Origin of the sequence: Hymenobacter sp. BT188, assembly GCF_014333585.1 — a bacterium.
GTDB lineage: Bacteria > Bacteroidota > Bacteroidia > Cytophagales > Hymenobacteraceae > Hymenobacter.
This window is the reverse complement of record NZ_JACSCW010000016.1, coordinates 1-14,217: the sequence shown is the minus strand read 5'-3', so window position 1 is coordinate 14,217 and position 14,217 is coordinate 1. Positions and strand designations below refer to the sequence as shown.

The 14,217-nt window shown below is 56.4% G+C and carries 17 protein-coding genes; 15 read left to right on the top strand and 2 right to left on the bottom strand.

The window, feature by feature from the left end:
- Window positions 1–621: 621 nt before the first annotated feature.
- The 15 genes from H8B13_RS20725 (at window position 622) to H8B13_RS21445 (ending at window position 12,089) form a co-directional block, all read left to right on the top strand.
- The gene (locus H8B13_RS20725) at window positions 622–1,389 is read left to right on the top strand and encodes a ParA family protein (protein ID WP_187312692.1); all 768 of its coding nucleotides are present in this window, start codon (window positions 622–624) and stop codon (window positions 1,387–1,389) included.
- Between the two features lie 5 nt (window positions 1,390–1,394).
- Complete coding sequence (locus tag H8B13_RS20720; protein ID WP_187312691.1) at window positions 1,395–1,868, top strand: DUF3408 domain-containing protein; 474 nt, start codon at window positions 1,395–1,397, stop codon at window positions 1,866–1,868.
- Window positions 1,869–1,968: 100 nt separating this feature from the next.
- Window positions 1,969–2,703: a hypothetical protein gene (locus H8B13_RS20715; protein WP_187312690.1), complete on the top strand. Its 735-nt coding sequence runs from the start codon at window positions 1,969–1,971 to the stop codon at window positions 2,701–2,703.
- Window positions 2,704–2,761: 58 nt separating this feature from the next.
- Window positions 2,762–3,106: a DUF4134 domain-containing protein gene (locus tag H8B13_RS20710; protein ID WP_187312689.1), complete on the top strand. Its 345-nt coding sequence runs from the start codon at window positions 2,762–2,764 to the stop codon at window positions 3,104–3,106.
- A 4-nt stretch (window positions 3,107–3,110) separates the two neighbouring features.
- Window positions 3,111–3,428, top strand: a complete 318-nt coding sequence (locus tag H8B13_RS20705) for a DUF4133 domain-containing protein (protein ID WP_187312688.1) — start codon at window positions 3,111–3,113, stop codon at window positions 3,426–3,428.
- Complete coding sequence (locus H8B13_RS20700; protein ID WP_187312687.1) at window positions 3,425–5,896, top strand: TraG family conjugative transposon ATPase; 2,472 nt, start codon at window positions 3,425–3,427, stop codon at window positions 5,894–5,896. The genes H8B13_RS20705 and H8B13_RS20700 overlap by 4 nt, the downstream gene beginning before the upstream one ends.
- A gap of 84 nt (window positions 5,897–5,980) precedes the next feature.
- Window positions 5,981–6,538 (top strand): hypothetical protein, encoded by a 558-nt coding sequence (locus tag H8B13_RS20695; protein WP_187312686.1) that lies wholly within the window; start codon window positions 5,981–5,983, stop codon window positions 6,536–6,538.
- A gap of 37 nt (window positions 6,539–6,575) precedes the next feature.
- Complete coding sequence (locus H8B13_RS20690; protein ID WP_187312685.1) at window positions 6,576–7,232, top strand: hypothetical protein; 657 nt, start codon at window positions 6,576–6,578, stop codon at window positions 7,230–7,232.
- Window positions 7,229–7,870, top strand: coding sequence for a hypothetical protein (locus tag H8B13_RS20685; protein ID WP_187312684.1), 642 nt, complete (start codon window positions 7,229–7,231; stop codon window positions 7,868–7,870). Before H8B13_RS20690 ends, H8B13_RS20685 begins: the two co-directional genes overlap by 4 nt.
- A complete protein-coding gene (traJ, locus tag H8B13_RS20680) occupies window positions 7,870–8,931 on the top strand; it encodes a conjugative transposon protein TraJ (RefSeq protein WP_187312683.1) in 1,062 nt (353 codons plus the stop codon). Before H8B13_RS20685 ends, traJ begins: the two co-directional genes overlap by 1 nt.
- 26 nt (window positions 8,932–8,957) lie before the next feature.
- Window positions 8,958–9,575: a conjugative transposon protein TraK gene (gene traK, locus H8B13_RS20675; protein ID WP_222841504.1), complete on the top strand. Its 618-nt coding sequence runs from the start codon at window positions 8,958–8,960 to the stop codon at window positions 9,573–9,575.
- A 10-nt stretch (window positions 9,576–9,585) separates the two neighbouring features.
- Window positions 9,586–10,812: a conjugative transposon protein TraM gene (gene traM, locus H8B13_RS20670; protein ID WP_187312682.1), complete on the top strand. Its 1,227-nt coding sequence runs from the start codon at window positions 9,586–9,588 to the stop codon at window positions 10,810–10,812.
- Window positions 10,809–11,720, top strand: a complete 912-nt coding sequence (traN, locus tag H8B13_RS20665; RefSeq protein WP_187312681.1) for a conjugative transposon protein TraN — start codon at window positions 10,809–10,811, stop codon at window positions 11,718–11,720. The genes traM and traN overlap by 4 nt, the downstream gene beginning before the upstream one ends.
- A gap of 56 nt (window positions 11,721–11,776) precedes the next feature.
- Window positions 11,777–11,947, top strand: coding sequence for a hypothetical protein (locus H8B13_RS20660; RefSeq protein ID WP_187312680.1), 171 nt, complete (start codon window positions 11,777–11,779; stop codon window positions 11,945–11,947).
- Window positions 11,948–11,960: 13 nt separating this feature from the next.
- Entirely contained in the window at window positions 11,961–12,089 is a 129-nt protein-coding gene (locus tag H8B13_RS21445; protein WP_261990505.1) for a hypothetical protein, read from the top strand.
- Window positions 12,090–12,176: 87 nt separating this feature from the next.
- Here H8B13_RS21445 and H8B13_RS20655 read toward each other — a convergent pair whose 3' ends face one another.
- Both H8B13_RS20655 and H8B13_RS20650 read right to left on the bottom strand, forming a co-directional pair.
- Window positions 12,177–12,365, bottom strand: a complete 189-nt coding sequence (locus H8B13_RS20655) for a hypothetical protein (RefSeq protein ID WP_187312679.1) — start codon at window positions 12,363–12,365, stop codon at window positions 12,177–12,179.
- A 367-nt stretch (window positions 12,366–12,732) separates the two neighbouring features.
- Entirely contained in the window at window positions 12,733–13,917 is a 1,185-nt protein-coding gene (locus H8B13_RS20650; RefSeq protein ID WP_187312678.1) for a replication initiation protein, read from the bottom strand.
- Between the last annotated feature and the right edge of the window lie 300 nt (window positions 13,918–14,217).

Below are 14,217 nucleotides of genomic sequence, written 5' to 3'. Positions count from 1 at the left end.
TAGTGCTTCTACTTCCATTTCTGCTTCGGCTTAGGTGGGGTCTGGCAAGACAAGGGGAAATAGCTTGCGTCCATTTCGCCAGAGTCATTGGGGGCACTTACCCGCCGGGTTTGTGCGCACAAAGACATGGCTTGCTGACCAACATGAAACATATAGAAAAGCTAATTTTATAAGATAAGTCACTCTTGAAAAAACAATACTTTTCAACAAGCCTCACTCGTAGCCCACCCGCACTACTAAACCCAATTTCAACTGCCCGCCACCTTCCTTGATACTCTGATAGTCTGATAAATAGTTGGTTTGATAGGTTGATAAATAACTAGTCTGATAAGTCAATAGTCTGATAACTAACTAAGCTGATCATTAAACATTCATTCTGATAGCTATCCATCTACCTAGTGATTTAACCCACTAGCATACTATGCATGTAGCTGCGCAAGTATTGCCAACCCCAACAAATCGAATATACGATAAAATCGTTTTTTACAATTTTAAATTAATATTTGTTGGTTTATTCAACTACAATTATAAATTTGTAAACAGTGAAGGAGTTACATGCTTTCTTCGCTAAGTGCTGCCGGTTGTCGCGTCCCTTCTCGCCCCTACTCTTCCTTGTCTACCATGAGCACGACCAAGTTCATCTCGATCTCATCCCAGAAGGGGGGCGTAGGCAAAACAACGGTCAACATCCTGGCCGCTTCCCTCTTTCACTTCTTGGGGAAGGAGAAAGTAGCCGTCATCGACTGCGACTATCCGCAGCATTCCTTGGAGGGGCTACGCGAGAAAGAGCTAGCCCAACTGCAGGCCGATCCAACGAAAGCTGCTGCTTTTCAGGCCCTAGGTATTCAGGCCTACCCTATCGTGGGCTGTCAGGTACTTGAGGCCTTGGACGTGGCCAAAGAGATGGACGGACACTTCGACTTGGTGTTCATTGACACGCCAGGCACCATCAATGTCCCGGGCTTGCTGGCGCTGTGGCGGCAGCTGGACTACGTGTTCATGCCCCTGGAAGCGGACGTGTTGAGTGTCGAGGCTACCCTGCCTTTTGCCGCGGCCCTGGAGGCCTTCGCCAAGGGTCAGCCCGGCAGCCGGCTGAAGCAATACTATGCCTTCTGGAACAAGCACGTGAAGAGCGAGAAGCAGGAGTTCTACCGGCGCACGGAAGAGCTGTTTGCCCAGCAGAACATTCCTTTCCTGACTACCCGTCTGGAGCAAAGCGTGAACTACAAGAAGGAAAGCATGCGCTCGACCATGTTCCCCTTGTCCAAGGAGTTTATGCACCTGGGTATCAGCGGCCTAGTGCAGGAAATGTCGCAGATCCTCTTTGCCGCCGAAGCCCCGGCAAAGGCTACCCTAGCACCGAGGCAAGCAAGGCCCGTTAATTTTTAACTTTTATGGCCAAGTCTACTGCCCCCGACGTGAACGCCTTTGTCAGTTCGTTTGCCCGCAACCGTCAACCCGCCGCGCCTGAAACCGATTCTGCTCCCGAGTCCGAACCTGCTATGCAAGCTCTACCCGCGGCCGACAGTGCCCCTGAAATAGCCCCTGCTGCCTCCAGCCTGAAAGTGGAGCGCACGGAAGAGCCCGAACGAAAGGGAAGAAAAGAAACGGCCCCGGCGGAGCAAGGCGTCCGGGCTGACTACGCCGAAACCTTCCTCTATCGGGGACGCGAGAAGAAGAATAAGGCAGTGTATATCACCGAGGATGCCCACCGCACCCTGAGCGCGATCATCCAGGCCAGCGACAACACCCCCCTGGCGGACCTGCTGGCCAATATCATCACCCACCACTTTGAAACCTTTGGTCCGGACATTCGCGCCTTCCTGGCCGAGCAGGAAAAGAAGAATAAGAAGCGCCTGCTGATCTAACCTCCCCCCTCGCCTATTGCTTAAGTTACTGATGTACAACCCCCTAAAACAGGGGTGCTAGCCACCGCTTTGCCCCTATTTATCCTATATCGCTACCGCTATGTTTAAAATGATCACGTGGCCCCAGTTCTTCGGGACAATGGCCGTCCTGCTCGTCATATACTACGCGTACATGGCGCTGGTCTATTACCGGGCAGAAGTAATGGGCCTGTTCGCGGGCCAAAAGGGCAAAGCAGCTGGCGCCCAGGCCTCACCTATGCCCCCTACCTCGCTGCTCAACCGGGGGCCCTTGATTCCGAAAGCGCCCGTCGTGCTTCCCACTCCCGCTGACCTCGCTCCCGCCAACGAAGAGGCCCCACCAGCTACGGAAGCGGTCACCGATGAGCCAGGCGAAGTGTGGGAAGAAGAAACCGTGGAGAAGGTGTCGGCTCAGGCTCCCGACCAAGCCGATGATCAAGCTCAACGAGAGATCAACGAAGAACCCGACGAAGAACCCCAGCATAATCAAGGAAATGATTTTGGCAATAAAGAAAATTCTATTATTAGAAATTCCGTTAATCTTACGGAAGCTGAGTCTGGCGATTCAGCCCCTCCTGTGCCAGTGGGAGAGCAAGAGACGGTGGAAGAGTTTGAAGAGAATTTTACGGTTAGTGTGACCCAGCTCAACAACGTGTTTGAGCGCGCCGCGGCCGGAGAGATAACCCAGCAGCAGCTGACGAAGGAAGTACCCGCGCTGGTAGGTACCCAGGTGCTCGAAGCTTTCTACCAACAGCGTAAAAAGAGCGCCCAGCAACTTACCGCTGCCACATACGCCGAGGTAGCGGAGCACGCTTAGAACTAACGTTTTTAGTAGCCTTTTTTCACTTTTTCTTTCACGCTATTCTCTTACCACTATGCTTACCAAACCCTCCCTCTTTCATTCTCGCCGTTCCCTCCTCACGAAGGCTCAAGCGTTATGCTCTGCGCTGCTTGTCTTGGCCACCGCTACCAGTTCGCTCGCCCAGGGCAACGGGGCCGCCGGCATCCAGGAAGCCACGGCCCAGGTGACCAGCTACTTTGAGCCCGCCACGACCCTAATCTACGCCATCGGCGCCGTCGTGGGCCTGGTGGGGGCCGTCAAGGTGTTCTCCAAGTGGAACTCGGGCGACCAGGATACGCAGAAGGTAGCTACCTCCTGGTTCGGCAGCTGCATCTTCCTGGTAGTGGTGGCCACCGTGCTCCGCGCCTTCTTCCTCTAGGGCCATGAGCCACTACCCACTCAACAAGGGGGTGAACAAGCCCGTCGAATTCCAGGGGCTGGTGGGCAGCCGCTACATTTTTCTGCTACTTGGCGGGCTCGGCGGCGTGTTTCTAAGCTTTATTGCCCTGCACGTGGCCGGCCTCAACTCTTACCTGACCTTACCCTTGGCCCTGGGGGGTGGGTTTGCTTGGGTCACCCGGGTGTTTGCCCTGAGTGCCAAATACGGGGAGCACGGGGCGATGAAGCAAACGGCCAAACAGCGGCAGCCCCAACGCCTGGTCAACCGCACGCCTCGCCTGTTTAAAGACCTGACCCGATGAGCCAATTACTGCAACCGGCCGCCACGCTGGAGGAAAAGCAGCCCATCTACAAGGTGGAGTCAGGCTGCCTGATCAGCAAGAATGCCGACGTGACCGTGGCCTACCGCCTGAAGCTGCCCGAAATCTTCACGCTGTCGGCGGGCAACTACGAGTCCCTGCACGAGGCCTTCACCCGAATAGTACGGCTGATGCCCAACCATAGCGTGCTGCACAAGCTCGATGCGTTCGTAGAGGATAAATATGCGCTGGAATTCGAGCCGGATTCGACGATGCTCTCGCACGCCTACCAGCAGTACTTCCACGAGCGGCCCTACCTCAACCACACCAGCTACCTGTTTCTGACCAAGACGTCCTCCAGCCGCGAAAACTGGAACAGCCTCTCAACGCTGCTGTCGCGCGCCAGGATTGTGCCTAAAGACATGATGAAGGAGGAGCTGCTCACTGAGTTCTTCACGGCGGTCGGGCAAGTCGTGCGCGTACTGGCGGATGCCGGGATTGTGTGTACCCAGTTCACGGATGAGGACCTGTGCGGCACGGAAACCAGGAAGGGGTTGCTGGAGAAGTACTTGAGCCTAGACTTCCGCGATCAGGCCCCGGCCGTGGATATTGACTTCAGCAACGGCTTGAAGGTGGGCGCCAAGTCCTGCTGTTGCTTCTCGCTGGGCCGGCTGGATGATCTGCCGGCGGCGCTACCAACCGACAGCCCGTATGGGCCCCTGAGCAAGGACAACTCTCCGTTTCACGTCGGGTTTGCCGCGCCCCTGGCTCTGCTGCTACCGGTCAACCATCTCTACCACCAGTACATCTTCATCGATGATCATAAAAAGACGCTGAAGTCTTTTGAGAAGAAGCGCGACAACCTCAATGCCTTGGCGCTGTATTCGCGGCCCAATGCTATCCACAAGGAATTCTACGACCAGTTCCTGAACGAGGCCCACAGCGGCGGCAAGTTGTCGGTGCGAGCCCACGCCAATGTGCTGGCCTGGACGGAAAACCCGCACGAAGAGAAGGCGCTGCGCGAAACGGTGGGCGCGGCCATCACCTCGCTCAACTGCCCTTCGGCCCGCCACAACACGGTCGATATCGGAGCCTTGTTCTGGGCCGGCATTCCGGGTAACGCCGGTGACTTTCCCAGCGAGGAGACCTTTTACACCTTCGAGGATGTCGCCACCTGCCTGTGGAGCGTAGAAACTAACTACCGCGATTCCTCTTCGCCTTTCGGCATCAAGCTGTCTGACCGACTTAGTGGGAAGCCCGTGCACGTGGACTTGTCGGATGAGCCGATGAAAAAGGGCATCATCAAAAACCGCAACAAGTTCGTGCTCGGTCCTTCCGGTAGTGGCAAGTCCTTCTTCACCAACGGGATGGTGCGCCAGTACCACGAGCAGGGCACCCACGTGCTGCTGGTGGACACTGGCAACAGCTACAAAGGGCTCTGTGAGCTGAAAGGCGGGGTGTACTTCACCTACGAAGAGCATAAGCCGATCAGCTTTAACCCGTTTTATGTGCAAGGACGGCCTGACGTGGAGAAGCGTCAGAGCCTGCACACGTTGATTTTGACGCTCTGGAAGTTTGCCGATGAGAAGGTTACCCAATCGGAATCGGTCTCCATCTCCAATGCCATTGCCCAGTACTACGATCTACTGGCCGCTGATGCCACCATTAAGCCCAGCTTCAACACCTTCTACGAGTTTCTGGCTGGCCCCTACCGCGCGCACCTGGAGACGGTGAAGGTGCGGGAGAAGGATTTTGACCTGCACAATTTTCTCTACGTTCTCTCGCCCTACTATCGGGGCGGGGAATACGATTACCTGCTCAACTCGGACCAGCAGCTCAACCTGACCCAGGAAAGCTTTATCGTCTTCGAGCTCGATAATATCAAGGACCACCCGATTCTGTTTCCGGTGGTGACCCTGATCATCATGGACACGTTCCTGCAGAAGATGCGGCAACTCAATGGCGTGCGGAAGATGATCCTGATCGAGGAGGCCTGGAAAGCGCTGGCGACGGCCAACATGGCTGAGTACATTAAGTACCTGTTCAAAACCGTGCGCAAGTTCTTCGGCGAAGCCGTGGTCGTCACGCAGGAGGTGGAGGACATTATTGGCAACCCGATTGTCAAGGATACGATCATCAACAACGCGCACTGCAAAATCCTGCTGGATATGAGCGACTTTTTGAGTCGCTTCGAGGACATTCAGCGCCTACTGAGCTTGTCGGATAAGGAGAAAGATCTGGTGCTCTCCATTAACCGCCACAACCGCCCCGGCCCCCGCTACAACGAAGTCTTTATCACGCTGGGCGGGCGCCTCTCGAAGGTGTACGGGGTGGAGGTATCGACGGAAGAGTACGTGACCTATACCACGGAGCAAACGGAGAAGATGCGGCTCTTCGAAAAGGTAGAGGCCGGCCTGAGCATGGAAGAAGCTATTCACACCTTCGCTAGGGAATTACGCGAGACTGGCTAAAATCAAGCGTAAAATAAGAACGGCGCTATTACCCTTTTAACTTATAAAGTACAATAACCTACCTGCCTCTACCACCCGATCCTTATGAAAACAGCCTCTATATTCTTAATCACTGGCGGCCTTCTGCTCTACGGCTGCGGGCAGGATGCTGCCTCCAAGGAAGCGGAGGCGCGGGTGACCGCTTCGATTCAGCAGACGCTGGGTACCACCAATACCACCTATGTCAACGAGGTGCATACCTGGTACCAGAGCGATGTGCCCAACCTAATTAAGCTCCATCCCAAAACCGAGAGTATTTATCAGACCCACGCGGCCATCCTGCAGGAGGTCGCCATCAACGAACCCAAGCTGGTGAAACGCCCCATTGTGACAGCGGACCAGGCCCAGGGTATCAGCGCCAAGTACAAGCAGCTTGTTGACGAAAGCGCCGCCCGGGTGCAGGAGCTGTCGGCCCTGGCCACGAGCAAAACCACGATGAGCGAGGCCGAGCAGCTGAAGTACGTATCGGACCTGGCAGACAAGCAAACCCATCACCTGGCACTGGTGCGCTATTACACCAAACGGACCGATGCGGCCATTACGCAGCGGGAGCAGAAGCAGAAGCATAGTAAGTACATGCGTGAAACCTGGGGCCTTGAATAGCTAAGCCCACCTACCTCTCACTACACACATTCAGGGTATGAAAAAGACACAGATACTGCTGTGCGTGGCCGCGCTTTGCCTGATGGGCCCGCCCGCCGCGCACGCCCAGGCCGTCATTTCCGCACCGGTTTTGGAGGGCACCAACTTCATTCAGACCGGTTTGCAGGCCACGCTCAAGGCCTTAAGCACCCGGGCAAATACGCTGGTCAACAACGGCGTGGTCGAGCAGGTGCTGACCAAGGGTTTCACCGAGAAGAATATGTTGCTGGCCAAGAACTGGTACGATGGCCTGATGCAAGTCAGCCAGACGGTGCGCACCTATCGGCGGGTCCAGCACATCTTCGAGCGGCAGACGGCCATCATCACGATTTACTCGAACTACATCGGGCGTTTTAAGCAAGATCCTCACTTGTCGCCGGCGCAAGTAGGGGGCATGGTGCGGGGCTATACCACCCTGATTCAGGAGTCGGCCGGCTACCTGGATGAGCTGACGGCCATCGTCTCACCAGCCAAATCCAAGATGACGGACGCGGAACGGCTGGAGCTAATCGACGCGCTCGACGACAAAGTGACCCACCAGTACGAGCTGGTGAGCTACTTCACCCGCCGCAACCTGGCTATTTCCCATCAGCAGGCCCAAGAGGTGATAGATAGACAAACCCTCAAGCAGCTCTACGGGCTACCCCAGGAATGAGAAAGCTATTGTTATTGCTGCTGATTCTACTAGTCCGCCCAGAGGTTCGCGCCCAGCTCGTGGCGACGCTACCCATTGCCGAAAAGCAGGCCACCAAGCAGGCCACCCATCAAGGATTCATCACCACGCTACGGGGGATTGGCAACACTATCGTGCGCAAGGGCACCACCACCCAAGCTGTCATTAAGCAGTTGACGGATCAGACGGCGGCGATGCACGAGGAATGGTACGACGGCTTGCTGAAGATCAATTCCGTCGTCAAAGACTACCAGCGGGTACAGACGATCTGGTCTTACCAAAGTCGGATCCTGGACTTATACACGCAGAATATGACCCAGTTGCGGCAACATCCTTATCTGACGCCGGCCCAGGTACAGGGCATGGCGCGGGGCTATACGGTGCTGATGAGTGAGAACGTGGCGCTGCTCGATGATCTGACCGTCATCCTTACCCCGGATGCCGCCAAGATGACCGATGCCCAGCGCCTGAAGTTCATCAACAAGCTCTCGGATAAGATAGTCCACCAGTATCAGCTCGTCTCCTATTTCACGGCCCGCAACCAGGCCATTGCCGCCCAGCAAGGCCGGCTGGTCAAAGAAACACAATTACTTAAGAAGCTCTACGGGCTACCCAACTAATGCTACTGCAAGTCTCTATCCCGGTTGAATCACTCAACCAGCTCCTCGACAACCTCTACAATGAAATGCTGCCCCTGTGCGCCGACCTGATCAACGTGGGACGGGCCTTAGGGGGGCTGGGCGCCCTGGTCTTTATCGCTAGTAGGGTGTGGCGCAGTATGGCCGAGGCCGAGCCCATCGACGTGTTTCCCTTGCTGCGCCCCTTCGCCATTGGCCTCGTGATTACCTTTTTCCCCGCGATGCTGGGTGTGCTCAACGGCGTATTGGGAGGCCTTTCGAGCGCAACCAGCGCGGTGGTGCGGGGGCAAAATCAGAGTATCATCCAGTTACAGGAGCGCAAAGAAGCCCTGCTGGCCGCTCGCCCCGAGAACGCATCCTATGCGTCGGATGAGGCCTTTGAGAAAGAGTTGGGGGCAAAGGACGTGTTGGACTTCGGCGGCAAGGCGGCGCTGTATTTTGATCGTCTGTCCTACGATGTGCAGAAGAATTTCCGGGAGTGGATGCGCAATGCCCTAGAACTTCTCCATCAATCAGCGGCCCTGGTCCTTAACACCATCCGCACGTTCTTTTTGCTCATTCTCTCCATCATCGGGCCCATTAGCTTCGGGTTTGCGATCTGGCCCGGCTTCGAGGGCACGCTGACTAACTGGTTTTCCCGCTATATCAACACCTTCCTGTGGCTGCCGGTGGCCAACATCTTCGGGGCCATTATTGCCAAGATTCAAGTGATGATGCTAAACCAAGACATCGCCCATATTCAGTCCGGAGGCGGCCTGGAAGCCGCCGACATGGGCTACATGATCTTTCTGGTGATTGCCATCTGTGGCTACCTCACGGTGCCTTCAGTGGCTAACTGGATTGTGGCCGCCAGTGGCATGGAAAGAATTACCCGAGTGGCGACGCGCGCGGGCAACACGGCGGGCAGCATGGCCGCGAGTGCAGCAGGCGCCGCTGGTGGGGCCGCCGCTGGTGGGGTGGTAGCCGTCGGACGGGCCATGGGCACGGCGCCGGCAGCGCCTTCCCTGGGCAACCCAACGGGCTACAAGAACACGACTGCTTAACAGTTAACCCTTCATCGACTACGATTATGTTCCGATCCCTTAAGAATATCGATTCGGCCTACCAGCAGATCAAGACGCTGGCCTTGCTGTTCATGCTGCTCTGCTTTTCGGTGGCGGCTTACGCCATCTACGCGGCCCGGCAAACAGCCACAGAAGCTCAAGGGCGCATCTACGTGCTCGATCAGGGCACCCTGCTGGGCGCGGTCTCCCACAACGTGAAGGACAACCGGCCCGTCGAGGCCCGCCACCATGTCCAGCGCTTTCACGAATTGTTCTTCACGCTGGATCCGGATGCCAAAGCCATCGAGCACAACGTCAAACAGGCGCTGTTTCTGGCCGATGGCAGCGCCCAGCGGGCCTACGATAATATGCGGGAGAATGGCTACTACAATGACCTGATTCAAGCCAACATCAGCCAGGATATCCGGGTCGATAGTGTGAGTACCAATGCGACCGTTTACCCCTACTACGCCCGTTGCTACGCCCAGCAGCGCATTATTCGGGCCTCGACCGTGACCACCCGCCGCTTCGTCTCGGAGTGTTACCTGCGCGACGTCTCGCGCTCGGCCAACAATCCCCACGGCTTTTTGATGGAGCGCTGGCGGGCCGTAGAAAACATCGACCTGCGCACCGAGCGCCGCTAATCCTACCGTTATGGCAACCCCTCCCCCGCTTACGCAGGAGTTTATCAACAAGCGCCAGTTGATGGCCTTTATTCCGGTTCCCACCCTCCTCTGCTTTACGCTGCTCTTCTATTTAGGTGGGGGTGGCAAAGGTGTGGCGGAAGCCGCGGCCGAGACCGGGTCGGGGGCCAATGGCCTCAACTTGTCGCTGCCTTCGGCTGGCCCCAGCACGCTATTCGAGGATAAGCTAGCGGCCGCGAAAGCACCGCTGGATAGCAGTCGCCAGGGCCTGGCCTTTCAGCCGGTGGGAGAAGAGCCCCCTACGCCCGATGCCCTGAACTACGCCGTGCAGCCGGGCCAGTCCGCACAACGCTACGACCCCAACAACGACCCGAACGTAACGGCTGTGCAGAGTCGCCTGCAGCAGCTCCAGCAGCAAACCGCTGGCCAAGGAGAATACTCTTCCTATAGGAAGAGTAATGCGGAAGGTACGCGCTCGGCTGGCGCCCCCAGCTATGCGCCTACCTCGGCACCTCAGGACGCCCAGCTGGAGCAAAGCCTGCGCGAGTTGGATCAGCTCAAACACCAGTACGAGCAGCGCTTGCAGGCAATGAACACGCCCGCCGCCTCAACGACGCCGGCCGCCAAGGTACCCGCTCCCAAAGCCAGACCCAAGCCATCCGTGGTGGCGGCGGCTCCGGTCTCAGTGGTCAACCGGCTGGATAACACCGCGCCTCAGCCCGCCACCCAGGGCAACAGTTTCCATAGCCTGGGTGGCACCGGTACCCGCCCTGGTGGTGCTGCCGCAATCAATGCCGTGCCGGCCGTGGTGCATTCGGATCAGGTCGTCGTGCAGGGCCAAACGGTCAAGCTACGGCTGCTCTCGGATGTGCAGCTCGAGGGGCGGGTGATTCCCCAAAATACGGTGGTATATGGCGTGTGCCATCTTAGTGGCCAGCGCCTGACGATCAAGGTCAGCTCCATTCAGTACGAGAATAATTTGGTGCCCGTAAGTCTATCGGCCTACGATCTGGATGGGGGCGAGGGGCTTAATATTCCCGGCTCGGTGGAGCGGGAGGCGGCCAAGCAGGGTCTGGCCACCGGCGCCAGCAGCATCGATCTGCTCACGATGTCGCCCAGTATTGAGGCACAGGCGGCGGGCATTGCCATCCAGACCGGTAAGGCGCTGGCGGGCCGCAAAATCAAACTGGTCAAAATCAATTTAAAAGCGAACTATAAACTCTTGCTGCACGAATGAAAAAGCCCCTTTTCTCGCTCGCCCTGTTCGCTCTGCTCAGTTCGGCTGCTGTGGCCCAGCAAAAACCTGCGGTAACCCCGCAAAAGCCGCTCACCTATCTGGCCATCGAATCCGACCACCTGATTGCCTCCTATCACCTGGGTGTGGGTTTCCTGAAAACCACCCACCTGATCTTCCCTACAGCCGTCACCTACGTGGATCTGGGCAGTGGGAGTATTATCGCCGACAAAGCCCAGGGGGCGGAAAACATTGTCAAGGTCAAAGCCAACGCGGCCGGCTTCGCCCAGACCAACATGACGGTGCTCACCTCGGACGGGAAGCTCTACTCCTTCCTGGTGGACTACGAGAAGGATCCGAAGGTCATCAACATCAACTTCGCTGGCACCGCGGGCAATGGCGCTAGCGGGGGGGCCGTGGCCCTGGCCAGTAGGGCGGCTCCTCGCCACTCCGTGGAAGCGACGGCGGCCGAGGTAAGCAGCAAAAAGCGGACGCTTCGCCAGCGCCGCATGGTCAAGGATGCGATTGTCCTGGGATTGCAGGGCCTCTACACGGCCGATGATCTGTTCTACTTTCAGCTAGCGATGCGCAACAAGTCGAACATTGGTTATGATATCGACTTCCTCAAATTCACCGTGCGCGACAAAAAACTAGTCAAGCGCACCGCCATCCAGGAATCGGAGCTAACCCCGCACTACGTTTATAATGGTCAGTTCACGTCCATCCCGGGCACCAGGCAACTGGAGCAGGTGTATGTATATCCCAAGTTCACGATCCCGGATGATAAGGTGCTGATCGTGGAGCTGTTTGAAAAGGGCGGGGGCCGTCACCTGGCGCTCAAGATCACCAACCAGGATATTCTGCGGGCGCGGGTGCTCAGCGTGCCCCCCTCCACCGTGGCCACGCGCTGACCATGATGCAGCCAAATGCGTATATTTAACTATTGCTTACTTCTCTACCTTCAACGATGAGAAAGTTTCTGTTTTTCCTGGCCCTGGCCATTTTCCTCTACAGCCCCTACGGCCCCAGCTGGGGGCAGTTCGCGGTGAACATGAGCCTGATCATTGTCTTTTTTAGCTTCATGAGCAAAGCGGTTACCCGTCGGCGTTACTACGACGAAGAGGAAGAGTATCGGTAAGCCCCCCATGCTCATGGCTTTTGACCCCTTTGTGTTTGCCAGCATCACGGCCGGCGCGTTCGTGCTGGGCTACCTCGGGTGCTTAGTGCTGAAGGAGGTGTTCGGCTACAACGTGGGCCGTCGTAACGACAGAAAACAATGATATAATGGTGCATCTACCGTATCCGAAAGCCCCACTGCCTTGTGCGTTGGGGCTTTTTCGTTGCTGTGCTTCTGCATTAAACCGGTGCTAACTGCTCTTCAGCCACGTGCGGCAGCTCATGCACCTAGTGCACCGCATCCGTAGCTCCGTTACGGTTTCCGATTTCCTCAGCACTTCCTCGTGGGCGTGCAGGGTGGTATCGGCACAGCTTGCGCAGTCGAGCAGCTCGGCATTGTCCAGCATTTCTTCCATAAAGGCGAGTTCGTCCGCATCCATGCCGGCACCGGGTTAGTTGTCATTTCGGGTGACAAGATAAGCAGCGAGCGCTGCGCCCCAGGGTAGGCGGCTATCTCCCCTATTCCGGGCTGTGCGACGACCCCCATCAATAGACGCAAATCCTGACGCTGTGGCGCGGCCTTCTGCTCAGTGGTCTACTTACTATTAAAGGTACTACGCGTACGCCACAGGTAAGCGCTGAGCGAAATTCACCCGTTGAGACTAGGCAGTCTTACCCCAACATCACCCTTAAAGCTATTCAATCCCGGTTATTGCCCAATTGGCCCCCACATTTCACCTTGAGGTTGCCTGAATGAATGAGCAACTCAGCTGTTGCGTTTGCTACCGCGCATCTCCCTCCCCTTGTCTATTGCTGCTTGACTAACCACGCTTCCCCGTCGCGTTGCTCCACTTGGAATCCCACCTGTAGGTACACCTGCTGGAGATGCTGCTCGAAGGTTTCGGCGCGCTTCTGGCGCTGGGCATAGGGCCCGGGATTGTCGTACATCTCCCGAATCTCCCGCAGGCGAAAGGCAACCTCGGCCGGTTGGTCGGTGGTTACCAAGGTCTTTTTCTTGGGGGCGTTTCCTTTAGCCGCCTTGGCGGCTGTATAGTCTGCTAGTAAATACTTATCAATCAACGCTTTGTAAATAGCGCCGGCAGGCTTTTTGATTTTACCCTTGCGAAACTGCGTTTCCACGATGCGCACGACAAAGGCAATGTAATCCACGTCGTACTCGTCGTTTTCGAGCTGTTCGGCAATGGTCAGGATACTGCGCTGGCTGACCCCAATTTGCAGCAGCGCCTCGGCCCACTCGGCGGCTTTGGGCAACGTCTTTTTTGTAGCAGATGCCGCCAACTGCTGAAACAGGAACTTGATTCGGGCGACCGTTTTCCCTTCCCGCTCCAACTCATAGGTGAAGGGAATGTCCGTGTCCGCGATCTCACTCTGGGCCTTATCCAGCACGCGGGCCTTGAAGTTAGAGAAGCGGGGATACTCCTGCTCATCAATGCCCAGCACAAAGCGCAGCTCCTCCACGCTCATCGTGCGCCGGCCAAAGTCGGCATACTCCTTCAGCAGCCAGTAGATGCGCAGGGACTGGGGGCTCTTGAGCTTCAGCACCTGCTGCATGTCGGCCATGGTAAAGTTGCCGCTCTCCCGCAGTTGCAGCAGGTAGGGCATGATCTTAGGGTTAAAGCTGGCAATTACCCCGCCTAAGTCAGCCCGGTATCCGGCTTCGGCCATCAGGGGAATGTAGGTGAAGCTGGGTTTACGGCGCCGCTTGCGCGTTTTCTCCTCCAGCTCTTCAATGTACAACGTGAAGGAAGCCAGCCCCTTGCACATCTCATCGACCTGCTCGTAGGCGGACCCGCCCCGCCGCTCGAACACCAGCTCATCCAGGGGGATGAAGTGCTCCTTGAAGTCCACGTCATCAAAGTCAATGCGGGACAGCAAGGCCACGAAGAGCCGCATCTGGAGCGGCACGAGGCTGAAGCGGGCGTTGATTAACGCGTTATGTTGGGCAACTCGCTTCTCGGGCGTAGTATCCATGCGGGCAACGTCTTTTTTGTAGCAGATAGGTGGAAAAGTCGTCTATTCTGTAGCAGAAACACGGCTTTTGTGTAGCAGCAGCACGTCTCTTTTGTAGCAGCTGACGTCTATTTTGTAGCAGATGCCCCCTATTTTGAATTGGTAATCAGAAAGTTACGGCCCCTATAATACTCTTATAAGGTTAGTAATAAAAAAAAAGACTAGTAAGACTTTTTTGAACGTCTATTTTGTAGCAGATAAGCAGAACCTTAAAAGTATAAAAAAGTCCATTTCCGCTGAGAAACCGCGGCTTTTTGTGCT